The organism is Micromonospora arida (genome assembly GCF_003857035.1).
Lineage (GTDB): Bacteria > Actinomycetota > Actinomycetes > Mycobacteriales > Micromonosporaceae > Micromonospora > Micromonospora arida.
In genome coordinates this window covers 19,991-45,455 of record NZ_QGSY01000147.1, presented here as the reverse complement: position 1 = coordinate 45,455, position 25,465 = coordinate 19,991, and the positions used below count along the sequence as shown (strand labels likewise).

General features: G+C 72.3%; 17 protein-coding genes. 2 read left to right on the top strand and 15 right to left on the bottom strand.

Annotation, left to right across the window (positions count from 1 at the left end; genetic code table 11):
- Window positions 1–17 precede the first annotated feature (17 nt).
- From DLJ58_RS10075 to prmC, 4 genes are all read right to left on the bottom strand, one after another.
- A complete protein-coding gene (locus DLJ58_RS10075) occupies window positions 18–2,129 on the bottom strand; it encodes a transglycosylase domain-containing protein (RefSeq protein ID WP_124855092.1) in 2,112 nt (703 codons plus the stop codon).
- 106 nt (window positions 2,130–2,235) lie between these two features.
- Window positions 2,236–2,847 (bottom strand): arsenate reductase/protein-tyrosine-phosphatase family protein, encoded by a 612-nt coding sequence (locus DLJ58_RS10070; RefSeq protein ID WP_124855090.1) that lies wholly within the window; start codon window positions 2,845–2,847, stop codon window positions 2,236–2,238.
- Complete coding sequence (locus DLJ58_RS10065; RefSeq protein WP_091406475.1) at window positions 2,848–3,495, bottom strand: L-threonylcarbamoyladenylate synthase; 648 nt, start codon at window positions 3,493–3,495, stop codon at window positions 2,848–2,850.
- The gene (gene prmC / locus DLJ58_RS10060) at window positions 3,495–4,442 is read right to left on the bottom strand and encodes a peptide chain release factor N(5)-glutamine methyltransferase (RefSeq protein ID WP_124855088.1); all 948 of its coding nucleotides are present in this window, start codon (window positions 4,440–4,442) and stop codon (window positions 3,495–3,497) included. The genes DLJ58_RS10065 and prmC overlap by 1 nt, the downstream gene beginning before the upstream one ends.
- Before the next feature lie 73 nt (window positions 4,443–4,515).
- On the opposite strand from prmC, the gene DLJ58_RS10055 reads away from it, so the two are divergent.
- Complete coding sequence (locus tag DLJ58_RS10055; protein ID WP_124855086.1) at window positions 4,516–6,060, top strand: GGDEF domain-containing protein; 1,545 nt, start codon at window positions 4,516–4,518, stop codon at window positions 6,058–6,060.
- Between the two features lie 42 nt (window positions 6,061–6,102).
- Here the strand turns inward: DLJ58_RS10055 and prfA are convergent, their stop codons facing one another.
- Window positions 6,103–7,191, bottom strand: coding sequence for a peptide chain release factor 1 (prfA, locus tag DLJ58_RS10050; RefSeq protein ID WP_091405908.1), 1,089 nt, complete (start codon window positions 7,189–7,191; stop codon window positions 6,103–6,105).
- A gap of 133 nt (window positions 7,192–7,324) precedes the next feature.
- Complete coding sequence (gene rpmE / locus DLJ58_RS10045; protein WP_030333150.1) at window positions 7,325–7,549, bottom strand: 50S ribosomal protein L31; 225 nt, start codon at window positions 7,547–7,549, stop codon at window positions 7,325–7,327.
- A gap of 275 nt (window positions 7,550–7,824) precedes the next feature.
- Between rpmE and DLJ58_RS10040 the strand changes: the two genes are divergently transcribed.
- Window positions 7,825–8,721, top strand: a complete 897-nt coding sequence (locus tag DLJ58_RS10040) for a phosphatase domain-containing protein (RefSeq protein WP_124855084.1) — start codon at window positions 7,825–7,827, stop codon at window positions 8,719–8,721.
- 44 nt (window positions 8,722–8,765) lie between these two features.
- Here the strand turns inward: DLJ58_RS10040 and DLJ58_RS10035 are convergent, their stop codons facing one another.
- The 9 genes from DLJ58_RS10035 to lysA form a co-directional block, all read right to left on the bottom strand.
- Window positions 8,766–12,260: a phosphodiester glycosidase family protein gene (locus DLJ58_RS10035; RefSeq protein ID WP_124855082.1), complete on the bottom strand. Its 3,495-nt coding sequence runs from the start codon at window positions 12,258–12,260 to the stop codon at window positions 8,766–8,768.
- 199 nt (window positions 12,261–12,459) lie between these two features.
- On the bottom strand, window positions 12,460–14,613 hold the full coding sequence (rho, locus tag DLJ58_RS10030) for a transcription termination factor Rho (RefSeq protein ID WP_124855080.1): 2,154 nt from the start codon (window positions 14,611–14,613) through the stop codon (window positions 12,460–12,462).
- Between the two features lie 297 nt (window positions 14,614–14,910).
- Complete coding sequence (gene thrB / locus DLJ58_RS10025) at window positions 14,911–15,855, bottom strand: homoserine kinase (protein WP_124855078.1); 945 nt, start codon at window positions 15,853–15,855, stop codon at window positions 14,911–14,913.
- 64 nt (window positions 15,856–15,919) lie between these two features.
- Entirely contained in the window at window positions 15,920–17,164 is a 1,245-nt protein-coding gene (locus DLJ58_RS10020; RefSeq protein ID WP_124855076.1) for an MFS transporter, read from the bottom strand.
- An 11-nt stretch (window positions 17,165–17,175) separates the two neighbouring features.
- Entirely contained in the window at window positions 17,176–17,994 is an 819-nt protein-coding gene (locus tag DLJ58_RS10015) for a polysaccharide deacetylase family protein (RefSeq protein WP_124855074.1), read from the bottom strand.
- A 158-nt stretch (window positions 17,995–18,152) separates the two neighbouring features.
- Window positions 18,153–21,428, bottom strand: a complete 3,276-nt coding sequence (locus DLJ58_RS10010; protein ID WP_124855072.1) for an efflux RND transporter permease subunit — start codon at window positions 21,426–21,428, stop codon at window positions 18,153–18,155.
- 142 nt (window positions 21,429–21,570) lie between these two features.
- Window positions 21,571–22,620, bottom strand: a complete 1,050-nt coding sequence (gene thrC / locus DLJ58_RS10005) for a threonine synthase (RefSeq protein WP_112625875.1) — start codon at window positions 22,618–22,620, stop codon at window positions 21,571–21,573.
- A gap of 139 nt (window positions 22,621–22,759) precedes the next feature.
- On the bottom strand, window positions 22,760–24,070 hold the full coding sequence (locus DLJ58_RS10000; protein ID WP_208740978.1) for a homoserine dehydrogenase: 1,311 nt from the start codon (window positions 24,068–24,070) through the stop codon (window positions 22,760–22,762).
- Between the two features lie 8 nt (window positions 24,071–24,078).
- A complete protein-coding gene (gene lysA, locus DLJ58_RS09995) occupies window positions 24,079–25,464 on the bottom strand; it encodes a diaminopimelate decarboxylase (protein WP_124855068.1) in 1,386 nt (461 codons plus the stop codon).
- Window position 25,465: the final 1 nt, after the last annotated feature.

The following is a 25,465-nucleotide window of genomic DNA, read 5'->3' as shown; positions in this document are numbered from 1 at the left end:
GTGGGGTGGGGTGGGGGTCAGTTGCCGGCTTGCGCTTGGGTTTGGAAGGCGGCTCGTTCGCTCGGCGGGACGAAGTCGCGGACCGGTTGGTCGCGCAGGGCGAAGGCGAGCACCTCGCCGACCGCGTTCACCATCTGGGCCTGCACCGCCTGACCGACCGCGTCCCGGGGATCGTCCGGGTTCGCGGCCATCGAGGCGACCGCGAGCTGCGGCGTGAACGCCACCACCGTCTCCGTCTCGTACCGTTCCGAACTGCCGGTCTTGCCCGCCACCGGACGGCCGAGCTTGGCCCGCAACCCGGGTGCGGTGGCGCCGTCGCAGCGCCCGTACATCGACTGGTCGCCGACCGGGCAGCGGGCCGCGTCGGTGGCCGCCCGCGCCACGTCGGGGTCGAGCACCTGTCGGCAGTCCGGCTTGGCGGCGTCGACCGGCCGCCCGCCCGAGTCGGTGATCGAGACCACCGGCAGCGGCGCACACCAGGTCCCCTCGGCCGCCACCGTGGCGTACGCGCTGGCCAGGTCCAACGGGGTGGTCGCCGCCACGCCCAGGGTGAACGGGCCCCAGTCCTTCGCCCCGTAGCGGGCCAGCTTGGCGTCGGACTCGGCCCGCAGCACGATGCCGAGCCGCTCGGCCATCTCCACCACCCGGTCGGCGCCGACCTTCTCGGTGAGCCAAGCGAAGTACGTGTTCACCGAGCGGCCGAACGCGCTCCACATGGTGCGGGGGCCGTCCATCGACGACGGGTTGGCGTTCGCCGGGCACCACCGTCCGTCGCAACTCGCCGCCCCGGTCACCGGGAAGCGGGTGAGCAACTGGGTCGGCGCCACGAAGTCGGTGGACAGCGGCAGGCCCGCCTCCAGCGCCGCCAGCAGGGTGAAGAGCTTGAAGGTGGAGCCACCCTGGTAGCCCTCGATCGCGCCGCCGCCGGCGACCAACTGGTTGACGGTGTTCGGGCGGTTCTTCTGCCCGACCGGGTTGTCCGCCACGCTGTAGGCCCGGTTCACCGACATCGCCAGCACCCGCCCGGTGCCCGGTTGCACCACCGCCGTGGGCACCGCCTCGGGCCTGGTCGTCGGGTAGATCTTCAACACCTGCTCGGTGGTGGCCCGCTGCACCCCCGGGTCCAGCGACGACACGATGGAGAACCCGCCGCGGCGCAGCGTGCGCTGCCGCTCGTCGGCGGTCGCCCCGAACGCGGACTGGCTGCTCCACCAGCGGGTGAACCAGTCGCAGAAGAAGCCCCAGTCGTTGTGCGCGTCGGGCACACCCGTGCAGTCGTTCGGGGTTTCGCTGGGCCGCAGTTGCAACGGCTCGGCACGTGCCGCCGCCGCCGCGTCCGCCGGCACCTGCCCCGTCTCCACCAGCCGCTCCAACACGTACGACCGCCGGGCCACCGCGCTGTCGGCGTCGCCGTTGATCGGATCGTCGCTGTCCGGCGAACGCACCAGACCGGCGAGCAGTGCCGCCTGGGCCAGGGTCAGCTCGGCCGGGGAGCGGGAGAAGTACCGCTTGCTGGCCGCCGCGATGCCGTACGCCCCGGCGCCGAAGTAGGCGATGTTCAGGTAGCGGGTCAGGATCTCGTCCTTGTCGAGTTCCCGCTCCAACGCGAGGGCGTACCGCATCTCCTGGAGCTTGCGGACGGTGGTGAGTTCGGTGGCGGCGTCCCGCTGCGTCTCGGTCAGTCGGGGGTCGTTGCTGAGCACGTTGCGGACGTACTGCATGGTCAGCGTGGAGGCACCCTGCCGGGTCTGGCCGTCGCGCTTGTTGACGGTGAACGCGCGCACCACGCCCCGCAGGTCGACCCCGCTGTGCTGGTAGAACCGGACGTCCTCGGCGGCCACGATCGCCTGGCGCATCACCGGGGCCACCTCGTGCAGCGGCACGTCCACCCGGTCCTCCTGATAGAAGGAGGTGATCAGGGTGGTGCCGTCGTTGGCGTAGAGGTTGGAGCGCTGCGCGGTGGGCGGCGTCCGGAGGGTGTTCGGCAGCTCCGAGTACGGCGTCGACAGGGCACTGAAGCCGATCCCGAAGACCAGGGCCGCGGGTAGGGCGGCAACGGCCAGCACCAACCCGGCCAGCACTCCGGCGATCACCACGGTCAGCAGTTTGTCGAGTTGGGCCCGGATCATCAGCTCTCCCCGCAGGAGCCGGTCACGCTAGGACCCGTTCAGAATGACCCGGAATGCCCCTTAAGCCCTGGGTTTTCCCCAAACCCGGAGGAAACTCGCACCACGCTCAGGGCAGCAGCGCGCCGGCCAGCGGGTGGACCGTCTCCTCGATCTCGTCGGCGACCCGGCTGAAGCACTGGTCGCCACGACCCCACGGGTCGTCCAGATCATCGGTGGTCAACGCCGAAGCGCCCAGCCGCGCGTCGTGAGCCGCCGCCACCAGGGCCACCCCCCGGGCGTACACGGCCTCCGGGGTGGCGTCACCCGGCGGCAGCGCGGCGGCGTCCACGGCGGCCAGCAGCCGGCCGAACTCGCCCAGCACGAACGTGCGGGCCGCCGCGTCCGGACGAAGCGCCACCACGTACTCCTGCTGGTCGGCGGTGGCGGTCAGGACCAGGTCGGCGGCGTCGATGTGGTCCGAACGCAGCTTGCGCGCGGCGAACCCCTCCACGTCCCCACCACGGCCGGTGACCTGCCGTGCCGCCGGCGGGTTCATCTCCTCGCCCGCGTGCCAGCCACCCGTGCCGGCGCTGTGGGTGTGCACCAGCTCCTCGGCCTGGGCCGGGTCCTGCGAACGCCGGGTCAGCCGCTCCCGCACCGCCAGGGCGAGCAGCCGCTCCGCCATCGGCGAGCGGCAGATGTTGCCCATGCAGACGTGCAGAACAGTGAACGGGGGCACTCAGACCGCCCGACCGTCGACGAGATCCGGGACCACGTCGCGCAACTTCTCCAGCGGGATCGCCCCGGCCCGCAGCAGCTGCGGCACCTCACCGGTCAGATCCACGATCGTGCTGGGCACCGGGTCCGGGCAGGGGCCGGCCTCCAGATAGGCCCGCACCGAGTAGCTGAGCTGGTCACGCGCCTCGTCGGCGGTGACCGCGGCCGGCTGGCCGGTCTTGTTGGCCGACGAGACGGCCATCGGGCCGGTCTCGCGCAGCACCTCCAACGCCACCGGGTGCAGCGGCATCCGCACCGCGACCGTGCCGGTCTTGTCGCCCAGGTCCCACTGAAGGCTCGGCGAGTGCTCGACCACGATCGTCAGGGCACCCGGCCAGAACGCCTCCACGAGGTCCCGTGCGGCCGTGGGCAGCGAGAAGACCAACCCGTCCAGGGTGTGCCGCGAGCCGATCAGCACCGGCGGGGGCATCTGCCGGCCCCGGCCCTTGGCATCGAGCAGCGCCTTCACCGCGTACGGGGTGAACGCGTCCGCGCCGATCCCATACACGGTGTCCGTCGGGAGAACGACCAGCTCGCCGTTCTTGACCGCCTCGATCGCCGCAGCGATGCCGCGGTCCCGATCGGCGGGCGACCGGCAGTCGTAGAGCATCACGAGGAGTCAGTCTGCCACGCCGCCCCGATCGGGGCGTGCTGGCCGTCCGCCCGTCGGGACGCGGTCGCGTAGCGGGGACGCCCGGTGAGGTCCAGATGCTCCGCGACAGCGGTGAAACCGCCGTCCTCGGCGAGCAGCCCGGGCACCGCCGCGCCGTGTGTGTCGTCGTGTTCCACGCCGAACACGCCCCCCGGGCGCAACAGCACCGCCGCCCGGGCGACGACCGGCCGGATCACCACCAGCCCGTCCGCGCCGCCGAAGACCGCCTCCGCCGGGTCGTGCCCGGCCACCTCCGGCGGGACCACCACGTCGTCCGGCACGTACGGCGGGTTGCAGAGCAGCACGTCCACCCGGCCCACCAGCTCCGCCAGCAGGTCCGGCGCGGTCACGTCGGCCTCGACCACCTCGATCGGCCGGTCCCCCGCCTCGGCGCGCTCCGCCGCGTTGCGCCGCAACCAGGCCAGCGCCGCCGGGGACCGCTCCACCGCGATCACCCGCGCTCCCGGCAGTTCCTGAGCCACCGCCAGGGCGATCGCGCCCGAGCCGCTGCACAGGTCCACCACCACCGGGTCGGGCCGTCCCTGGGCCTGCTCGACACCCCAGCCGGCCAACAGCTCGGTCTCCGGTCGGGGCACGAAGACACCCGGGCCGACCGACAGCTCCAGGTGCCGGAACCCGGCCCGACCGGTCAGGTGCTGCAACGGCTCGCGCGCGACGCGGCGACGCGTCAACTCGTCGAGCCGCACCAGCTGGTCGTCGCTGAGGTCGTCGGCGAGAGCCAACCGACCCCGGGGAACCCCGAGCACGTACGCCGCCAGCAACTCGGCCTCCACCCGGGCGGAACCGACTCCGGCGGCGGCGAGCGCGCGGGCCGCGCGGGCCACCGCGGCGGACGGCCGGATGGGGCCTGTCCCTTCGGGGGGGTGTTGCGGCAAAGTACTCACGACATAATCATGAAGCGTCGTCGGCGGCGTGACGAACAGGTGCGCCCAGGCGCGCACGACAGGAGGTTGACGGGTGGGCTGGCTCGACCGGGTCGATGACCAGGTTGACGCCCTGACGCACGCCCGGGCGTTGCAGGAGGCCAGCCGCTCCGCGGAGGCGTACGTCCTGCTGGAGCGTGTGATCCGCACCACCGACGACCCGGCGGCGCGAGCGGACGCGATGGTGCAGCGGCTCTCCGCGCTGATCAATCTCGGTCGGACCGCGGAGTTCACCAGGGCCATCGAAGAGGCGTCGGCGGCGGTCCGCGACCTCGCCGAGCCCTATCTGCACGGTCACCTCAACGCTCTCGCTGCGCTCGCCGCGCACCATCAGGGCGCACTGGACCGCTGCGTCATGCACCTCGTCCGGGCGGCCCGGGCGCTGGGCGCCGTCGCCGACCCGGACCGGGACACCGCCTGGGGCTGGCACGACCTGGCCATGGCCTACAGCTACCTCAGCTTCCACGGGTACGCCCTGGGGGCCATCGAGCGGGCCCGGCAGCTCGGGCTGACCGCCGGGATCCCGGAGGAGACGTTCGCCGCCCCCGGCATCCGGCTGCGCAACGCCGTGGCCCTGGACCACAACGGCGACAGCGACGGTTGCCTGCGGGTGCTCCGGGACGTGGCCGCCGACCTGACCCGCTTCGTCCGCGCCGGGCGGGCCGGCCAGCTACGCCCGAGCAGCCTCGCCGCATACGGCTACGCGGCCGCTCGACAGGCCGCGCTCGGCGACCAGGTGGCGACCGAAGGCCCCGAGCCGGCCCGGTTGATCACCCACGGCGGGGACAGCGCCCGCGCCCGCGACCTGCGTCAACTCGGGCAAGTGTGCCTCGCCGTCGCCGACGGTCGGCCGATCGAGGCGGTCGCCCGACTGGACACCGTCCAGGTCTCCAACGAGACGCTCGGGGCGGCCGAGCCGGCCCGGCTGCGCAGCATCGCGTTGACCCGCGCCGGGGACCATCTGGCGGCGCACCGGGCCGACCGGCTGGCGTTCCGGCTCGCCGCGCAGCGCAACGACCGGCTGCGCGACGTCTACATCGACGGCATCGCCGCCCGCATCGACCACGAGGAGATGCGCCGCGAGGCGGCACGCTTCGAGGGCGAGGCGTTGACCGACCCGCTCACCGGGCTGCCCAACCGCCGCCGGTTGGAGCGCTACATCACGGCCGTGGTCACCCGTGGCGATCGAGTGGTGATCGGCGTCTGCGACCTGGACGGCTTCAAGGCGGTCAACACCCGGCACGGGCACCACTCGGGCGACCTGGTGCTGCAACGCATCGCCGGTGTGATCAACCGGGTGATGCGCCGGGGCGACTTCGTGGCCCGCTACGGCGGTGACGAATTCGTGGTGGTGCTGCCGGACACCGGCATGACCGAGGCCGCCGAGGTGGCCCGCCGGATCGAGGCCGCGGTCCGCCAAGAGGACTGGGAGTCGTTGGTCCCCGGCACCCCGGTCGGGGTCAGCATCGGCTTCGCCGAGGTCTCCGGTGGCAGCGGGCTGCGCGACGCGCTCAGCGTCGCGTTCGAGCAGGCCGACCGCGAGATGCTCCGCGCCAAGACCCGCCCCCGCGCGAGCTGACCCCCGGCTGGCGTCGAGGCGCGCTGCGGCTCGGTGCCGCGGTCAGCGGCGGGTCAGCTCGGTGTCGCCGGCGAGCCGGGCGGCCCGGTCGGCCTCGGTGAGGGCGTCCAGCACCCCGTCCAACTCGCCACCGAGCGCCAGATCCAGGTTGTACGCGGTGTAGCCGATCCGGTGATCGGTGATCCGGTTCTGCGGGAAGTTGTAGGTGCGGATCCGCTCCGAGCGGTCCACGGTACGCACCTGCGCCTTGCGCGCGTCCGAGGCGGCGGCGTCGGCCTGCTCCTGGGCGGCGGCGAGCAGCCGGGCCCGCAGGATCCGCATCGCCTGCTCCCGGTTCTGCAGCTGGGACTTCTCGTTCTGGCAGGAGACGACGATGCCGGTCGGCAGGTGGGTGATCCGCACCGCCGAGTCGGTGGTGTTCACCGACTGGCCACCCGGACCGGACGAGCGGAACACGTCGATGCGCAGCTCGTTCTGGTCGATGGTGACGTCGACGTCCTCGGCCTCCGGCAACACCAGCACACCGGCGGCGCTGGTGTGGATCCGGCCCTGCGACTCGGTCACCGGGACGCGCTGCACCCGGTGCACGCCGCCCTCCCACTTGAGGCGCGACCAGACGCCGTTGCCGCCGTCCGGCACACCCTTGGTCTTGATCGCCAGGGAGACGTCCTTGACCCCGCCGAGGTCGGAATCCTGCGCGTCGATCACCTCGGTGACCCAGCCGTGCCGCTCCGCGTACCGGGTGTACATCCGCAGCAGGTCACCGGCGAACAGCGCCGACTCCTCGCCACCCTCACCGGCCTTGATCTCGACGATCACGTCCTTGGCGTCGTGCGGGTCACGCGGAATGAGCAGCTCGGCGAGCCGCTCCTCCAGCACCGGCAGGGACCCGGCGATGGCGTCCGCCTCGGCCGCGAAGGACGGGTCCTCGGCGGCCAGCTCGCGAGCCGCGGCCAGATCGGCGCGGGCCTGCTCCAACTCGTCGGCGGCCTTGTGCAGCGGCACCAGCTCGGCGTACCGGCGGCCGACCCTGCGCGCGGTGGCCTGGTCGGCGTGGATGGCCGGATCGGCCAAGCGCTTCTCCAGCTCCGCGTACTCGTCGAGAAGGCCGGCCAGACGCTCGCTGCTCATGCTGCGGATGCTCCTTCGACGGTGCGCGACGACCGGGCCGGGGCCGGGGGGCCAGCGGCCGGGCGGAAACGGAGGAAAAAACGGACGGCGCCCGCGTCCGGCGAAAAACCGGACGCGGGCGCCGAACGAGGAGTTACTTGGCCTTCTTGGCCTGAACCTTGGCGTACTTCTGCTGGAACTTCGCGACCCGGCCGGCGGTGTCGAGAACGCGCTGCTTACCGGTGTAGAACGGGTGGCAGGCGCTGCAGGTCTCGGCGTGGATCGCCCCGCCCTTGGCGGTGCTGCGGGTCGTGAACGTGTTGCCACAGGAGCAGCTGACCTCGGTGGTCACGTACTCCGGGTGGATGTTTGCCTTCATGTCGCCTCGGTCCTCTCGTTGGTGGTCGCCGGGTCGCCGTCATCGCTCGTCGCGCCGTACGCGACGGGCTCGGGCGTGAACCGGAACCGGTGGCCGATTGACCAGTGTGCCATGGGCCTGAGCCGACCCGGTAGTCGGGCCGCACACCTCGTCCGGCATCGTCAACACGTGCCTACCCGTCCGCATTCCCGCCGCCCGGCGGGGCATTCGCGCACCCGGCGGATCGCCGTCAGGTACCCCGGCCGGGGTACGTCCGTCGAGCCGGAGGTGCGTCGATGACCCGCCTGATCGCCACCCGGGGACTGCCCGCCTCGGGCAAGACGACGTTCGCCCGCACGCTCCAGCCCTCCGTGGTCCGGGTCAACAGGGACGATCTGCGCCGGATGCTGCACGGTGAACGGTTGTTCACCCAGTGGGCCGAGGCCCAGGTGACCGTCGTCCAGCGGGCTCAGGTCGAGGCGTTGCTGCGGGCCCGCGCGGACGTCTGCGTGGACGACACCAACCTGCGCTCACGGACGCTGCGTGACTGGGCCGAGTTGGCGGCCCGCCACGGCGCGGACTTCGAGGTGCACGACTTCACCGACGTGCCGTTGGACGAGTGCCTGCGCCGCGACGCCGCCCGGCCGGCCGCCGAGCAGGTCGGCGCGGACGCGATCCGCCGGCTGCACGAGCGGTACCTGGAGGGTCGGGAGTTGCCGTTGCCGGTGCCGCAGGCGCGCAGCGGACGCCCCGCCGTGGTGCACCCGCCGTCGACCGAGCCACCGGAGATCGTCCTGGTGGACATCGACGGCACCGTCGCGCTGGCCGTCTCCCGCAGCCCGTACGACATGACCCGGGTGGGCCAGGACGAGCCGAACACGGCGGTGATCGCGGCGGTCCGGGCGATGCACGCGGCCGGGTACGGGGTGGTCTTCTGCTCTGGGCGGGACGCCTCCGCCCGCGCGGCCACCGAGGCGTGGCTGGCCCGGCACGTACGAGTGCCCTACCTGGGCCTGCACCTGCGGGCCGTCGGCGACTCCCGGAAGGACTCGATCGTCAAGCGGGAGATCTACGACCGGGAGATCCGGGACCGTTACCGGGTGGCCGGCGTCTTCGACGACCGTGTCCAGGTGGTCCAGATGTGGCGATCCCTCGGTCTCACCGTCTTCCAGGTGGCCGACGGCGACTTCTGAGGTGTCCGGACGGGCCCCGCGCGTTGGGGGCCCGTCCGGACAGTTCACCCGGTGACGGTGATGGTGGCCTCGGCACGGGCGCCGTTGACCTCGACCGTCAGTCGTATCGGCGCGCCGGGCCGTAGTGCCGTCAGGGTGCCGGTGGCCGGGTCGAATCGGGCGGTGTGCCAGGGGCGCACCCCGGCCGCCGAGCCGACGTGCACTCCCGGCGAGGCCGACCAGTCGGCGCTGACCGGCGCGGCCACCGGGACCGTACGCCCGCCGGGCTGGGTCAGCGTGGCGGTGACCGCCGCGGGGGTGCCGACCGCGACGGTGGCCGGGGCGGCCACCGTGAGGCGGTCGGCGTGCGCGTGGAACTCCGCGTCCACCCAGCGCGGGCCCTCGGCGAGCGGGTTGCGGCGGGCCCGGTCGGCCTCGGCCGGGGTGACCGGGTCCACGCCGAACTCCGTCCAACCGGTGAAGCCGCCCTGGTCGGCGGGGGTGGACGGCGTCTTGCCCGCGTTGCCGTTGATCACGTACGGCACCCCGTCCACCCGGTCGGCGTGGAAGGTGCCGACGTGCCCGCCCACGAACAGCGCGCCCTTGCCGGTGCGGTGCTGGAAGTCGGCCAGCCACTGCTCCAGCAGCGCCGCCTCCTTGCGGTCGCCGAGCTGGCTGGCCTGCGCCGGGCTGGGGTCGCGCGGCGGGTGGTGGTGCAGGACGACGACCGAACCCACGCGCCTGTCGGTGGCCGCCGCGTCCAGCGTCTCGCGGAGCATCCGCACCTGGTCGAAGCCCCCGCCGCGCAGCGTCCCGGTGGAGGAGTTCAGCGTGACGAACCGGGTGCCGTTGTGGTCGAACACCCGAGAGGTGGCACCGAACACGGCCGCGAAGTTGCTGATCGGGGCGCCCATGATCTCGTGGTTGCCGGGCACGTAGTACCAGGGCAGCGCGTCGCCCAACTCCTCGTCGAGGATCCGCCGGGCCAGCGCGAAGTCGGCCGGGTAGGCGGTGTCCACGAAGTCACCGTTGATCAGGAGGAAGTCCGGCCGGGCCGCCCGCACCTCGCGCAACGTCCGCCGGGCCTGGGCGACCAGGTCGCTGTCCGGGTCGGCGGCGACGAACTGGGCGTCGGAGAGCACCGCGAACCGCCACGGCGCGCCGTCCACAGTGCCGTCGCGGACCACCACCCGATCGGTACGCGGGGCCACCTCCGGCACGTCGACCGTCGGGGGCACCTTCGCCACCAGGTCGTCGATTATCACCTCGCTGGTGTACTGCGCCGCGGCGTTCGTCTCGGCCACGTAGAAGCGGCGTACCCGCACCGGGTACTGCGCCCCGGCCGGCACCGCGAACTCCACGTACCGCCAGCCGGTCCAGGTGATCAGCGGGCCGCGCAGCACGTGCTGGGTGTCCTGGGCGTCGTGCAGGTGCAGGCTGGGCCACTCCCCGGTGCCGTTGCCGTGGATCCACATCCCGAAGGCCTGCGGCTGACCGGGCACCTCGATCCAGGCGGGCGGGTCGGCGTACGCGGCCCGCGTGCCGGTGGACTGGCCGAAGTCGTACGACATGCGCAGGCCGGTGCCGGTGCGCCCTGGCGCGGGCGCGACCGACCCGCTGGCGCGGGCCTGGCTGAACCGCCAGGACGCGGCGTCGTCGAAACCCGCGACCGGCACGTCGGTCAGCCCGACGGTGACCGGCAGGACCACGCTCGTGCGTCCGACGCGAACGGTCACCAGTCCCGAGCCGGTGTCCCGCAACGCGGCGACGGACAGGTTGCCGTCCCCGGTGGGGGTGATCCGCAGCAGGTCCCGGTCGTAGTCGAGGGTGAAATCGGCCGGCTCGATCGGCGCGGTGTTGCCTTCGGCGTCGTACCCGACCACGCCGACCAGGGCGTTACCGTCCCGGCCGGTCAGCCCGACCCGCGGCGCGGTGGCGCCGATCCGGGCCAGCGGGCCGAGCACCGTGAGGTTCAGCGAGCCGGTGGCCCGCCCCCGTGCGGCGGTGACCGTGCTGGCCCCCGGTGCCCCGGCGTGGAACACGCCGTCACGGTCGACCCGACCACGTACCGCCGGGGTCGCCCGCCAGGTGGGGGCGCCGGCCGCCGGGCCGTACGTCTCGTCGTAGCCGGATGCGGTGAGGGTGCGGGTCAGCCCCGGGAAGACCCGGTCGGGTCGCCCACCTCGCACCGGTGAGACACCCGGAGCGGCGGTGGGGTCGCTGGCCGTCTCGACCCAGTAGCCGGTGAGTCGCCCGCTGCCCTTCGGCGCGTAGATGGCCAGGCCGTTGGGCACGGCCCGCTCGCTGCCGTCGGAGGGGCCGTTCTCCACCTGCACGGCCGGCGCGCCCGGCTCCCGGGCCAGCAGCGTGGACGATCCGCCACCATCCAGGTTGAGCGCGTGGTGGGCGCCCAGCTCGGCCATCATCCGGCCCATCTCGGTCTGCGTCACGCCGCGGCTGTCGACCTGACGGCCGTCCACCGTCAGCATGATCATCTTTCGACCGTCGGCGCTGAAACCGACGGCGGTGCGAGGGGCGAGGGTCGGGTCGGCGATGCTCTGCACGACGCCGTCGCGGACCAGGACGTTGCCGCCCCCGACCGCCGCGTGCAGGGTGCTGCCGTCGGAGGGCTTCGGCCGCCAGGCCACCGCCACCGGGTCACCGGGGCGCAGGCCGGCCAGCGCGTCCGCGCCGAGATCGCGGCCGAGCAGCACGGTGCTGCCCCCGACGATCGGGCCGCTACCGGCCACGCTTCCCACCGAGGCCACCCGACCGCCGGTCACGGTGACCTCGACCACCCGGGCCGCGCCCTCCACCGCACGCTGCCGGGAGTACGTCCCCCACAGCTCGGTGAAAGCGCCGATGCCGTCGGCCTGCACCATGTTGTTGAACTGGGTCAGCGGAACCGGCCCGGTGGGCAGGGTGGCGCTGCCGTCGAAGTTCACCTCGATCACCCGACCGAGCCCGTTCGTGGTGACCGCCACCGCGTTGCGGTGACCGCTGACCCCGGACTGGATCAGCTCGCCGTTCCGGACGCCGACGCCCTGGGCGGCGCCGGAGTTGTTGATGTCGAAGAAGTCGCCGTTGACCGCGGCGACCGCGCGTGACTGGTCCACCGCCTTTCGCAGCGGCTCGGCTCGGCTGACCGCACCGGAGTTGACGTAGTCGACGGTGGAGCCGCCGGCCAGGTCGGTGGTGAGCGCGTCGGCGCGCAGCCAGCCCTCGGCGTCGTACCGGTCGAAGGACGTCAGCTGCACACCCGGCGCGACCGGCCGGGTGGCCTTCGTGGTCTCCAGCCCACCGGCCGGCTCCAGGCCAGCAGCGACGGCGGTCGGGGCGGTCGCGACCGTCGGGGCGGCCGCCAGGCTGACCGAGCCGGCCGGGCGGGAGGACGCGGGCGGCGCGTCCTCGGCGATGGTGGGTGAGGCCACTGACGATGAGGCCACGGTGGGCGGGTCGATGGTGGGCGCGGCGGTGGCCGGCGGCGACAGGGCCAGGGCGAGCAGCGGCGTCAGCAGCAGGACGCCGGTGCGGCGGGCGGATCGTCTGCGGGTACGCATGGACCACAGTCAACCCGGCAATGAATAGAAGTTTCAATACCTGTCGACTGAACCGAAGGAAAATTCCACTACCTCACAGCGCGGGCATCAACTCCCACCCCGCTGTGGCTCCCGCCGACCGCGGGGTGTCGGGCCCCGGGGACGTGACGAAGGGGCACGGCCGCGATGGCCGTGCCCCTTCGTCGTCACCCGGGGATGGTTACTCCCCCGGCGTCGACTTCGCGATCTGCATCAGGAACTCGATGTTCGTGCGGGACTGCTTGAGCCGGTCCAGCAGGAGATCCATCGCCGCCTGCGAGTCCAGCGAGTGCAGCACCTTCCGGAGCTTGTGGATGATGGCCAGCTCTTCCGGTGCGAGCAGGACCTCTTCCTTACGCGTACCGGACGGGTTGATGTCGATGGCCGGGAAGGTCCGCTTGTCGGCGATCTTCCGGTCCAGCTTCAACTCGGCGTTGCCGGTGCCCTTGAACTCCTCGAAGATGACCGTGTCCGCCATGGACCCGGTCTCCACCAGCGCCGTGGCGATGATGGTCAGCGACCCGCCGTTCTCGATGTTGCGGGCCGCGCCGAGGAAGCGCTTCGGCGGGTAGAGCGCGGTGGAGTCGATACCACCCGACATGATCCGGCCGCTGGCCGGCGCCGCCAGGTTGTACGACCGACCGAGCCGGGTCACCGAGTCGAGCAGCACGACGACGTCGTGTCCAAGCTCGACGAGGCGCTTGGCCCGCTCGATGGCCAATTCCGCCACCGTGGTGTGGTCCTGCGGCGGACGGTCGAACGTGGCCGCGATGACCTCGCCCTTGATCGACCGCTGCATGTCGGTGACCTCTTCAGGCCGCTCGTCCACCAGCACCACCATCAGGTGGCATTCCGGGTTGTTGCGGGTGATCGCGTTCGCGATCGCCTGCAGCACCATCGTCTTACCCGCCTTGGGCGGAGACTGGATGAGTGCCCGCTGGCCCTTGCCGATCGGCATGACCAGGTCGATGACCCGGGTGGTCAGGATGTGCGGCTCGGTCTCCAGCCGCAGGCGCTCCTGCGGGTAGAGCGGGGTGAGCTTGTAGAACTCCGGACGACGCCGGGCCTCCTCCGGCTCCATCCCGTTGATCGTGTCCAGCCGCATCAGCGGGTTGTACTTGTCGCGCCGCTGGTCGCCGCTGTTGCCGCCCTCTCGGGCCGCCCGCACCGCACCGGTGATCGCGTCACCGCGGCGCAGGCCGTACTTCTTGATCTGGGACATCGAGACGTACACGTCGTTCGGGCCGGCCAGGTAACCGGTCGTCCGCACGAAGGCGTAGTTGTCGAGCACGTCGATGATGCCGGCCACCGGGACGAGCACGTCGTCCTCGTTGACCTGCGGCTCACGCCCGCCGGTGTCGGCACCGGTCTCGGTGCGCTCGCCACGGCCACGGCGACGGTCCCGGAAACGGCTGCGCCGGCCACGCCGGCCGCCGCCCTCGTCGTCGTCGTCGCTGTCCCGCTCGGCACGCTGACCACGGTCGTTGCGGTCGTTGCGGTCGTTGCGGTCACCGCGGTCGGGTCGGTCGTTGCGCTCGGCCCGCTCACCCCGGTCGGAACGCTCGCCCCGGTCGTTGCGCTCGGCCCGCTCGCCACGATCGGAACGCTCGCCCCGGTCGTTGCGCTCGGCTCGCTCACCCCGGTCGGAACGCTCGGCACGATCGCCCCGCTCGGCACGATCGCCCCGGTCGGCACGATCGCCCCGCTCGCCCCGGTCGGCACGCTCGCCACGGTCGGCACGCTCGCCACGGTCGGCACGCTCGGCGCGCTCCGGACGCTCGGCCCGGTCGCGGCGGTTCTCGCCACGGTCGGCCCGCTCGCCGGCTTCCGCCTCGTCGGTACGCGCCTCGGTCGCACGCGCCTCGGTCGCACGCGCCTCGGTCGCACGCTCCTCAGCGGGGCGAGCCTCGGTGGTACGAGCCTCCGCCGTTGCGGTCCGGCTCCGCCGGGTGCGACTACGGCCCTCGGTCCCGGCGGCCGGCTCGGCCGGCGCCTGCTCGGCACCGCGTCCTTCGGCTGCCGGCCGGTCGGCGGTCTCCCGCACCTCGGCGCGCACCCCCTCACGGGTCGGGGCGGCCGCGGCCGCGACCTCGGCCCGTGGTCGAGGGGTCCCGGCGGCGTTGCCGCCCTGCCGCTCGGAAATCGCGGCGATCAGCTCGCCCTTGCGCATGCGAGCCGTGCCGGAGATGCCGAGCGACGCAGCCAGGCTCTGCAGCTCTGGCAGCAGCATCGCCGACAGACCGGTGCCGCTACGCCGACGACGGGCGGGAGCGGCGGCGGTGGCATCGCCAGCGACGTTGGAAACATCCGACGTCACGTCGGTGGTGTCGCTCAATGGATTCCTTCCCTCGATAAGGCCGGGACTGCCCGGAGTCGGAGCTCAGGTGGCCGGGCGGCCTCGGTGCACCCGCCTCGCAAGGACGCGTCGCGGGAGTCTGTGACACAGCAGCCGGTCGGTATCCCGACTCACCAACGTCGGTGAGCAGGTCTCGCCGTCTGCGGCGACCTGTGGAAACTGCGGTGCGGCGTGGGCCTTTGGCAGGGGTAGACGGGCTGACCGCCGAGAGCTTCGGGGGTGCGCCGCCCCGCAGGAGATCGCGTGCTTCGCGGCTGTGCTAGGTCTAGAGCGTAATCAACTCTTCCGACCTGCGGCAACAGGGTCCCGCTCGGCGTGTCCAAGTCTACCCCGTGCGACCCGCGCGCCGCTGACGTCTATCGGTAACTGCCAGATCTCCCAGTCTGTTCCCACTGGGAAGCCCGCTGGAGGCTGGCTGAGCGCCAGCACAGTCGGCCCCGCCCCACTGACCACAGCTGCCACATCGGCCGCTCGCAACGCTCTGACCAGGGCAGACGTTCCTGGCATCCCGGCTGCGCGGTAATCCTGATGGAGCCGGTCGACGGTGGCCGGCAGCAGCAGGGTCGGGTCCGTGGTGAGCGCGTGCACCAGCAGTGCTGCCCGCCCGGCGGTCAACGCGGCGTCACCGTGCGGCACGGTTGCCGGCAGAGCCGCCCGCGCGGTCGCGGTCAAACCGCGTTCCGCCGGAACGAAAACAGTGGGCCGCACCGCGGCGGCGACCGGCAGGGAGACCGCCCGGGCGCCGCCCGGCTCGGACCAGGCCACCGTGAAACCGCCGAGCAGGCACGGCGCCACATTGTCGGGGTGGCCCTCGATCTCGGCGGCCAGCCGCAGCGCGCCGGCGTCGTCGAGGCGGTGCTCCCCATCGACGACCAGGGCGCGGGCCAGCAGCACCCCGGCGACGATCGCGGCGGACGAGGAGCCCAGCCCACGCGCCTGGGGGATCCGGTTGACGCATTCCACGCTCAGCCCCGCGGGGTGGGCCCCGAGCACGTCGAACGCGGCGCGCATGGCCCGCACCACCATGTGCCGGTCGTCGTCCGGCAGCTCACCGGCGCCCTGCCCGGTCACTGTCACCCGGACACCGCCCGAGGCGACCTCGGCGGCCACGTCGTCGTAGAGCCCGAGGGCGAGACCCAGCGCGTCGAAGCCCGGGCCCAAGTTGGCGCTGGTCGCCGGGACGCGGACCCGGACCGGCTCGGCGGTGAAGTTCGTCGGCACGCGCTCATGCTAGGGGTCGGGACCGACGAACCGGTCCCGCGCCCGCTGCCTGGGACCGCCGAATTCAGCCGGCCGGGTCCGGGACCGGCTCGACGGCCGGATCGGTGAGCGACAGCCTGCGGGTGGCGATCCGCCAGCCGACCGCGTACACGAGGGTGATCAGGCCGCAGCCGGCGAGCACGACCCGTTCGTCGACCGAGTCCACCACCAGGGCCACCGCCAGTTGACTCACCGAGATCGCCAGCGTCGCCAGCATCATGTCGGTGGCGAAGACTCGGCCCCGCAACCGGTCCGGAACTTCGCCCTGAAGGGCGAAGTTCGACATCACCCAGTTGCTGCCACCCGCGAAGTGCGCCACGAAGACCAGCAGCAGCACCAGCGGAAACCATCGCACCACCGAGGTGCCCAGGTAGGACAGGCCGTAGAGCGACATGGACAGCGCGAGCCCGGGCAGCAGCCAGGCCCGGTTGGTCAACACCCGGCGCATCAGGATCGGCCCCACCAACGCTCCCGCGCCACGTACCGCGAAGAGCAGGCCGGCGCCGAGCGGGCCGACACCGTACACGCCGGCCAGCAGCGGAAACACGGTCAACACGCCGTTGCCCAGGCCCACTGCGGACTTGACCGTGACCAGCGCGAGCACCCGCGGGCGGTGACCGATGTAGCCGAGCGCCTCGCGGACCGCCGACCAGGTCCGCTGGGCCGGTTGGTCGGCATCCCGGGGCGCCTGCAACGGCCGGCGGATCCGGGTGGCGATGGCCGCGGCCATCGCGAGGCCCGCCGCCGCCACCCAGAAGCAGACGTACGGGCCGGCAGCGGTGCTGAGCACGCCGCCGAGCGAGGCACCGACCACGGTCATGGTGCCCCAGGCCGAGCCGGCGACGGCGTTGCCCGCGGCGAGTTCGTGCGGCTCCAGAACGTTGGGCAGCGCGGCCTGGGCGGCCGGCGAGTAGAACGCCTTGGCGACCGCCACCACGCCGATCGCGACCAGCGCCAGCCAGGCCGTTCCGGCGTTGCGCACGCCGAGCAGCAGCAGTACACCCGCCAGCGCGGCCACGTTCGCGGCGATCATGACCTTCCGGCGGTCGAAGCGGTCGGCGATCGTGCCGGTGTACGGCAGCAGCAACGCCACGATGCCGGTGTCCACCGCCAACACCAGCGCGCCCCAGACTCCGCTGCCGGTCAGGTGCGGCAGCAGCACCAGCAGCGGCACCATGACGAACCAGTCGGCGCCGAAGACCACCAACTCGGCGAGGAACAGGTTGCGGAAGCTCCGATTGCCGGTCAGAACCGAGAGGGTGGACGCCACGGAGCGCGACCCTACCTGGTCGTCGTCGCAGCCATACGCGCTCCCAGCAGCGCCGAGACCGTGACGAAGGTGTAGCCGCGCGACCGTAGCCCGTTGATCATGTCGGTCAGCCCCCGCAGTGCGACCAGCCGCCGGCGCGCCCCCACATCGTGGCCGAGCACGATCGTTCCCGGTCGGACCTCGGCCACGATCCGTCGGGCGTGACCGGCCGGATCGTCGGGGAACTCGCGCTCCACCATCTGCAACGACCAGAGCACCAGGCGATAGTCCAGCCGGGCCGCCGCGTGCAGCACCGCCCCGCCCAGGTGACCGTACGGCGGGCGGAGGAGCGCGGGCGGCACCCCGGTCAGGTCGGCGATCGCGTCGTGGCTGCGGCGCAGGTCGTCGTACGCCTCGGCGGCGTCCAGTTCGGCCAGGTCCCGGTGCTCCCAGCTGTGGTTTCCCACCTCGTGCCCGGCGAGCCGGTCGCGGACGACGTCGGCGTGCCGGCGGACCTGCGCCCCGACCATGAAGAAGGTGGCCGGCACCCGGTGCTGGGCCAGGGTGTCGAGCACCATGGGAGTCCACTGTGGTGCCGGGCCGTCGTCGAAGGTGAGGGCCACCAGGCGCTGGTTGGTCTGCCCCGACCAGACGACATCCAGCGCGCCGGAGCCGACGTCCTGCTGGCCGTTACCGAGGGTGGTGCCGGCGGGGCCGCCGGCGATCGGTATCCGACGATGGGTGACCCGCCACGCCTCCGACGTCCCGGCGCCGATGGCCACACCGCCCGCCACCAGCAGGCCACGGCGCAGCAGGTCGCGTCGCCCCCACCCGCGCGCGCCCTCGGCCATCCGCCTGCCCTCGCTTCACCCACACCCCACCTGCCTACGAGGAGTATGCAAGAAGTTACGCAAAGTGTGGGGTCGTCGAGTCGGAGTGTCTTCAGTCGGATGAGCCTGGAACGCCCCCGGCGGAAATCCGCCGGGGGCGTTCCGAACCGCGCTGCGACCTACTCGGTCGGCTCCGCCGGAGGCAGCGGCGAGGTGCGGCTACGGGGCAGCCGCAGCACCTCGAACTGGTCCGTGCCCTCCACCAACGCGGCCGACGGCGCGGGTCGCCCGGCCGGCTGCACGCCCTCGGCCGCGACCGGGGCGGGCGCCCCGCTCGGCACCGCGACCTGGTTCGGCGCTGGCACCTCGTCGGTCTCCGTCGTGGTCACCGCCGACCCTCCGGAGCGCCGCCGTGCGCGCCGACCCCGCAGCGACTCCTTGGTGTGCTCCACCATCGTGTACAGCGTCGGCACCAGGATCAGGGTGAGCAGCGTCGAGCTGAGCAGACCACCGATCACCACGACCGCCAGCGGCTGAGAGATGAAGCCACCCTCACCGGTCAACCCGAACGCCATCGGCAGCAGCGCGAAGATGGTCGCCACCGCCGTCATCAGGATCGGGCGCAGCCGGCGTCGGCCACCCTCGACCACCGCCTCCTGGACCCCCATGCCCTGCGCGCGGTACTGGTTGACGAGATCGAGCAGCACGATGGCGTTGGTCACCACGATGCCGACCAGCATCAGCACGCCGATCAGCGCCGGCACGCCGAGCGGCGTCCCGGTGGCCAGCAGCAGGCCGATCGCGCCGGTCGCTGCGAACGGGATGGAGATCAGCAGAATCAGCGCCTGGGTGAGGCTGCGGAACGTGGCCACCATGATCAGGAACACGATCGCGATCGCGGCCAGCACCGCCAGGCCCAGATCACCGAACGCGTCCGCCTGGTCGGCGCTGACACCACCGATGGTGAAGCTCGCACCCGGCACGTTGATGCCGTCCAGCCGCTTCTGCAACTCCTGGCTCGTCGCACCCAGGTTCGAGCCGGTCGCGGCGCCGGTCACCGACACGCTGCGCTCACCGTCGATTCGGCTGACCTGTTGCGGCCCCTCGCCCTGCGTGACTTCCGCGATGTCGCCCAGCTTGACCGGCCCCACCGGCAGCGCACGCAACTGCTCCACCGACATCGGCGGCTGCGTACCCAGCCGCAGCACCACGTTCTGCTGCTGGCCGTCGAGCGTGACCTGACCCAGCGGCGCTCCCCGGAACGCCTGCGACACGAGCTGCCCCACGGCGGCCTCGGTGAGCCCGGCCCGACCGGCCGCGACCCGGTCGACGGTCACGTCGACCCGCGGCACCTGCGAGGCAAGGCTGGTGGTGACATCCTCGACGTCCGGCACACCGGCCATCGCCGTACGGGCCTCCTCGGCGGCCCGGGTCAGCACCTCCGGGTCAGTGGCCTGGACGATCACCTCCAGCTGGCTGGTCGACGCCTCCTGCCCGCCGCCAAAGCTGATCTCACCCACACCGGTGCCGAGCTTGTCGAACTCCTCGCGCAACACCTCACGCATCTGCTTCGCGTCGGTGTCGCCGTCGAGCGCCAGCGACCAGGTCGCGATGTTGTTGCCGCCGCCCCCGAACGGGTTGTCCCCGCCGCCGGCGGTCACCTGGTACGTCTCCACGCCCTCGGTACGGGACAGCACCGACTCGACCTGCTTGGCCGCCGCGTCGGTGGCCGCGAGGCCACTGCCGGCCGGCAGCTCCTGGCTCATGTTGAGGGTGTCCTGGCCGGAGTCGTCCAGGAAGTTGGTCTCCAACTTCTGCGCGAGGCCGAAGGTGCCGAAGAGCACCAGCAGGCCGAGCCCGACGGTGATCCAGCGGGTCGACCGCTTGCGGGTGGCGAACCCGATCACCGGCAGGTAGGCCCGCTGCAACGGGCTGCGCAGCTCCTTCTCCTCCGCGCCGCGCCGCACCGCCTCGTCGTCGGCGGTGCCGCCGCGCGGCTTGAGGAACCAGTACGCGAGGACCGGGATCACGGTCAGCGACACCAGCAGCGAGGCGAGCAGGGCCACCGTCACGGTGATCGCGAACGGCGCGAAGAGCTGGCCCACGAACCCGCCGACCAACGCGATCGGCGCGAACACCGCCACGGTGGTGAGGGTGGACGCGGTCACCGCGCCGGCCACCTCGCGGACGCCGGTGATGATGGCGTGCCGCTTCTCCTCGCCGTACTCCAGGTGTCGTTTGATGTTCTCCAACACGACAATCGAGTCGTCCACCACCCGGCCGACCGCGATGGTCAGCGCACCGAGGGTGAGCAGGTTGAGCGAGTAGTCGCCGATCCACAGGGCGATCAGCGCCACCAGCACGGAGAGCGGGATGGAGACGGCGGTGACCACCGTCGAGCGCACCGACAGCAGGAAGACCAGGATGACGATGACCGCCATCACCAGGCCCAGCAGGCCCTCGGTGGTCAGCGACTCGATCGACTTCTCGACGAACGGTGCCTGGTCGAAGACCACGGTCAGCTCCGCGCCGGAGGTGTCCTTCAGGTCGTCGAGCCGGTCGCGGATATCGTGCGAGATCTGCACCGCGTTGCCGTCCGGCGCGGCGGTGACCGCGATGCCGAGGCTGTCCTTGCCGTTGGTCCGGGTGATCGCGGTGGCCGGAGCGAGTTGCTGCTCGACGCTCGCCACATCACCGAGACGCACGGGCGCAGCGCCCGGGGACACCACGATGCCGCGCAGGTCCTCCAGGGTGGCGATCGGCGTGCCGACCTGCACCGGAAGGGACAGCGCGCCGTCGGTCACCGCCCCAGCGGGAACCGCCACGCCGTTGGTCTTCAGCGCCGCACCGATCGCCGTCGGCTGGACCTTCGCCGCGGCCAGCTTCGCCGGGTCCGGGGTGACCAGCACGATGTCATCGCGGGTGCCGGTCACCTCGACCGTGCGAACCCCCTCGACGCCCTCCAGCTCCGGCACCACCGCCGTACGCAGCTTCTCGGCCAGCGCCCGTTCGTCCCCCGCGCCGGTCGCGGCCAGCACGACCGCCGGAAGGTCGTCCGTGCTACCGGCGATGACCTGCGGGTCGACGCCCTCCGGCAGCTGGGAGTCGATCCGGCTCAGCGCGGTCTGCATCTTGTTGACCACGTCGTCCAGGTCGGTGCCGAACTCGTACATCACCTGGACGGTGGCCGAGCCCTCGCGGGACGTGGAGGTGACCTGGTCCAGCCCCGGGATGCCCTGGAGGGCGTTCTCGATCGGCTCGGTGACCTGCGACTCGACGATCTCGGGGCCGGCACCGGGGTAGGGAGCCACGATGAACGCGGCCGGGAATTCGAGCGACGGCAGCAGTTGCTGCTTCAGCGATGGCACGGCGAACGCTCCGAACGCCGTAATCACCACCGCGATGAGGGCGACAAGCCCTCGGTTGGCGAGGCTGAATCTGGCGAGCAGCGACATCGGCCTGGTTCACTCCTGAACGAGAATGCGGGCGGGGATACCCGAAAGTGTGCCGGACTCGCATACCCCGACCCCCGCCGCCCCCGTGGCCGTCGCGCCGTCCAGCTACCCGCCGTCGATCACCACCCGGACGGCGGCGCGCTCAGGCCAGGTCGAGGGCGCGCGCCGCGGCCAGCGGGTCGTTCGCGATGGTCACCGGCGCCGGCGCGGTGGAGATCGCCCATTCCGGGTCCTTCAGCCCGTGGCCGGTCACCGTGCAGACCACAGTGGAACCGGGCGGCACCGCGCCCGCCGCGGCCTGCTGCAACAGGCCGGCCACGCTGGCCGCGCTGCCCAGCTCGACGAAGACCCCCACCTCACGGGCGAGCAGACGGTACGCGGAGAGAATCTCCCGGTCGGTCACCGACGCGATCAGGCCACCGGAGGCGTCCCGGGCATCCAACGCCTTGGTCCAGCTCGCCGGGTTGCCGATCCGGATCGCGGTGGCGATGGTCGACGGCTCCGGCACCACCTGGCCGGTCACGATCGGGGCCGCCCCGGCGGCCTGGAAGCCGTACATCTTCGGGGTGCGGGTGGTGGCGCCGGCGGCCAACTCCTCCGCGTATCCCATCCAGTACGCGGAGATGTTGCCGGCGTTGCCGACCGGCAGGCAGTGGATGTCGGGCGCGTCACCGAGCGCCTCGACGATCTCGAAGGCGGCGGTCTTCTGGCCGTGCAGCCGGTCGATGTTGACCGAGTTGACCAACGCGACCGGGTAGTCCTGGGCGAGCTTGGCGGCCGTCGCGAGGCAGTCGTCGAAGTTGCCGTTCACCTGGAGCAGCTTCGCGCCGTGCACCAGCGCCTGGGCCAGCTTGCCCAGCGCGATCTTGCCCTGCGGCACCAGCACGGCGCAGGTCAACCCGGCCCGGGCCGCGTACGCCGCGGCGGAGGCGCTGGTGTTGCCGGTGGAGGCGCAGATGATGGCCTTGTTGCCGGCCTCGACCGCCTTGGACACCGCGAGGGTCATCCCCCGGTCCTTGAAGGAGCCGGTCGGGTTGGCGCCCTCAACCTTGAGGTGCACGTCGCAACCGAGCCGGGCGGACAGCACCGGCGCCGGCAACAGCGGGGTGTTGCCCTCGTGCAGCGTGACGACCGGCGTGGCCGCGGTGACCGGCAGCCGATCCCGGTACGCCTCGATCAGACCCCGCCACATGTCGCTCTCCTCGCCTCTACCGCCGCGCCCACCCGATTGTCAGGGCCACCTTGGACCAGCCTGCTGAAGTGGTCAATGGCACACCCCGGCTTACCCACCTGGCGGGACGCGCGAGCCGTCCCGTCGATGATGCAACGACTCAGGCGTCGCCCTCGACCCGCAGCACGCTCGTCACCGACCGGACAATGTCCAGACCGCGCAGCTCACCGACGGTCGCGGCGAGCGCGGCGTCCGGTGCCACATGCGTGACGATGACCAGCTCGGCGTCGCCGTCGCGGCCCGCTGGCCCGCCCGCCGAACCCTGCCGCACTGTCGCGATCGACACGTCGTGCCGGGCGAACACACTCGCCACCGAGGCGAGCACACCCGGGCGGTCGGCCACGTCGAGGCTCACGTGGTAGCGGGTCAACGCCTCACCCATCGGCCGGACCGCGAGGTCCGCGTACGCGCTCTCGCTGGCCGCGCGCACCCCGGCGAGCCGGTTGCGGGACACCGCGACCACGTCACCGAGCACCGCGCTGGCGGTGGGCGCGCCACCGGCGCCCCGACCGTAGAACATCAACTGTCCGGCCGCGTCCGCCTCCACGAAGACCGCGTTGAACGCGTCCCCGACGCTGGCCAGCGGGTGGCTGCGCGGGATCATCGCCGGGTGCACCCGGACGCTGACCGTTTCCCGGCCGGTGGGGTCGACACCCCGGGCCGCGATGCAGAGCAGTTTGATCGTGCAGCCCATCGCCTGGGCGCTGGCCATGTCCGCGGCGGTCACCTCGGTGATGCCCTCGCGGTGCACGTCGGCCGCGCCGACCCGGGTGTGGAACGCCAGCGAGGCGAGGATCGCCGCCTTCGCCGCCGCGTCGAAGCCCTCCACGTCGGCGGTCGGGTCGGCCTCCGCGTACCCCAGGGCGGTGGCCTCTTCGAGGGCCTCGGCGAAGCCGGCGCCGGTCGCGTCCATCGCGGAGAGGATGAAGTTGGTGGTGCCGTTGACGATGCCGGTGACCCGGTTGATCCGATCGCCGTGCAGCGACTCCCGTAACGGGCGCAGCAGCGGGATGGCCCCGGCCACTGACGCCTCGTAGTAGAGGTCGCCGCCGCCCTCGGCCGCCGCCTCGTGCAGGGCCACGCCGTCCTCGGCGAGCAACGCCTTGTTGGCGGTGACCACGCTCTTACCGGCGCGCAGCGCCTCGACCAGCCAACTGCGGGCCGGCTCGATGCCACCGATGACCTCGATCACCACGTCCACGTCGTCGCGCTTGATCAGGCCGAGCGCGTCGGTGGTGAACAGGTCCTCGTCAACCGGCAGGTCACCCCGGTCGCGGCCGAGCCGACGGACGGCGATGCCGGCGATCTCCAGCGGAGCGCCGATCCGCGCGGTGAGGTCGGCCGACTGCTCGTGCAGCAGCCGGACCACCTCCTGGCCGACAGTGCCGCAGCCGAGCAGCGCCAAGCGCACAGGTGACGTCATCCCACATCCAAAGCGAGCAGGTCCTCTTCGGTTTCCCGCCGGACGATCAGGCGCGCCTGGCCGTCGCGTACCGCGACCACCGGTGGCCGGGGCACGTGGTTGTAGTTGCTGGCCATGCTCCGGCAGTAGGCACCGGTGCCGGGCACCGCGACAAGATCTCCGGCCTGCACGTCGGCGGGCAGGAATTCATCCTTCACCACGATGTCCCCGGACTCACAGTGCTTTCCCACCACGCGGGCGAGCAACGGCTGCGCGGTCGAGGCCCGCGAGGCCAGCGTCGCCGAGTAGGACGCGTCGTACAGGGCGGTGCGGATGTTGTCGCTCATCCCGCCGTCGACGCTGACGTACGTCCGGAGGCCGTCGAGGTCCTTGACCGTGCCGACCTCGTAGAGGGTGAACACGGCCGGCCCGACGATGGCCCGGCCCGGCTCGATCGACAGGTGCGGCACGGCCAGGTTCTCCGCCGCGCACTCCGAGTCGACGATCTTGCGAAGCCGCTTGGCCAGATCCTGCGGTGTCGCCGGGTCGTCCTGGGTGGTGTACGCGATGCCGAAGCCGCCGCCCAGGTCCAACTCGGGCAGCTCCACCCCGCGCGCGTCACGGATCTGCGCCTGGAGGGCGAGCACCCGACGGGCCGAGACCTCGAAGCCACTGGCGTCGAAGATCTGCGAGCCGATGTGCGAGTGCAGACCGCGCAGCTCCAGCACGTCCTCGTCGAGGATCTTGAAGGCGGCGTTCGCGGCGGCACCGCCGGCCAGCGAGAAGCCGAACTTCTGGTCCTCGTGGGCGGTGGCGATGAACTCGTGGGTGTGCGCCTCGACGCCCACCGTGACCCGGACCAGCACCCGGGGCCGGACCCCGCGCTCGCGGGCCAGCGCGGTGAGCCGGTCGATCTCGGTGAACGAGTCGACGATGATCCGGCCCACCCCGGTGTCCAGCGCCCGGCCCAGCTCGGCGACCGACTTGTTGTTGCCGTGGAAGCCGATCCGCTCCGGCGGCATCCCGGCCGACAACGCGGTGGCCAGCTCCCCTCCGGTGCAGACGTCCAGGTGCAGGCCCTCCTCGGCGATCATTTTGACCACCGCCCGGCAGAGGAACGCCTTGCCCGCGTAGAAGATGTCCTCGGTCGGGAAGGCCGCCCGGAAGTCGCGGCAGCGCGAGCGCAGGTCGGCCTCGTCCAAGACGTACACCGGGGTGCCGAACTCGGCCGCGATGTCGCGGACGCTCAGGCCCGCGACGGCGACCGCGCCGTCGGCCCCCCGCGTCACGCTGCGCGGCCACAGCGCCGGCATCAGGGCGTTGACGTCCTCCGGGGTACGCAGCCAGGCCGGCCCCTGCTTGCTGATGTCCGCGTGCAGGGCACCAGCCTCATGAGCCCGCATG

Excerpts from the sequence above, each read along its gene's own strand:
- rpmE (WP_030333150.1), bottom strand. The coding sequence starts at position 7,549 with ATGAAGGCAAACATCCACCCGGAGTACGTGACCACCGAGGTCAGCTGC.
- DLJ58_RS10065 (WP_091406475.1), bottom strand. The coding sequence starts at position 3,495 with ATGCTCTACGACTGCCGGTCGCCCGCCGATCGGGACCGCGGCATCGCT.
- DLJ58_RS10010 (WP_124855072.1), bottom strand. The coding sequence starts at position 21,428 with ATGTCGCTGCTCGCCAGATTCAGCCTCGCCAACCGAGGGCTTGTCGCC.
- DLJ58_RS10075 (WP_124855092.1), bottom strand. The coding sequence starts at position 2,129 with ATGATCCGGGCCCAACTCGACAAACTGCTGACCGTGGTGATCGCCGGA.
- DLJ58_RS10015 (WP_124855074.1), bottom strand. The coding sequence starts at position 17,994 with ATGGCCGAGGGCGCGCGCGGGTGGGGGCGACGCGACCTGCTGCGCCGT.
- lysA (WP_124855068.1), bottom strand. The coding sequence starts at position 25,464 with ATGCGGGCTCATGAGGCTGGTGCCCTGCACGCGGACATCAGCAAGCAG.
- DLJ58_RS10040 (WP_124855084.1), top strand. The coding sequence starts at position 7,825 with ATGACCCGCCTGATCGCCACCCGGGGACTGCCCGCCTCGGGCAAGACG.
- DLJ58_RS10035 (WP_124855082.1), bottom strand. The coding sequence starts at position 12,260 with ATGCGTACCCGCAGACGATCCGCCCGCCGCACCGGCGTCCTGCTGCTG.
- prfA (WP_091405908.1), bottom strand. The coding sequence starts at position 7,191 with ATGAGCAGCGAGCGTCTGGCCGGCCTTCTCGACGAGTACGCGGAGCTG.
- thrC (WP_112625875.1), bottom strand. The coding sequence starts at position 22,620 with ATGTGGCGGGGTCTGATCGAGGCGTACCGGGATCGGCTGCCGGTCACC.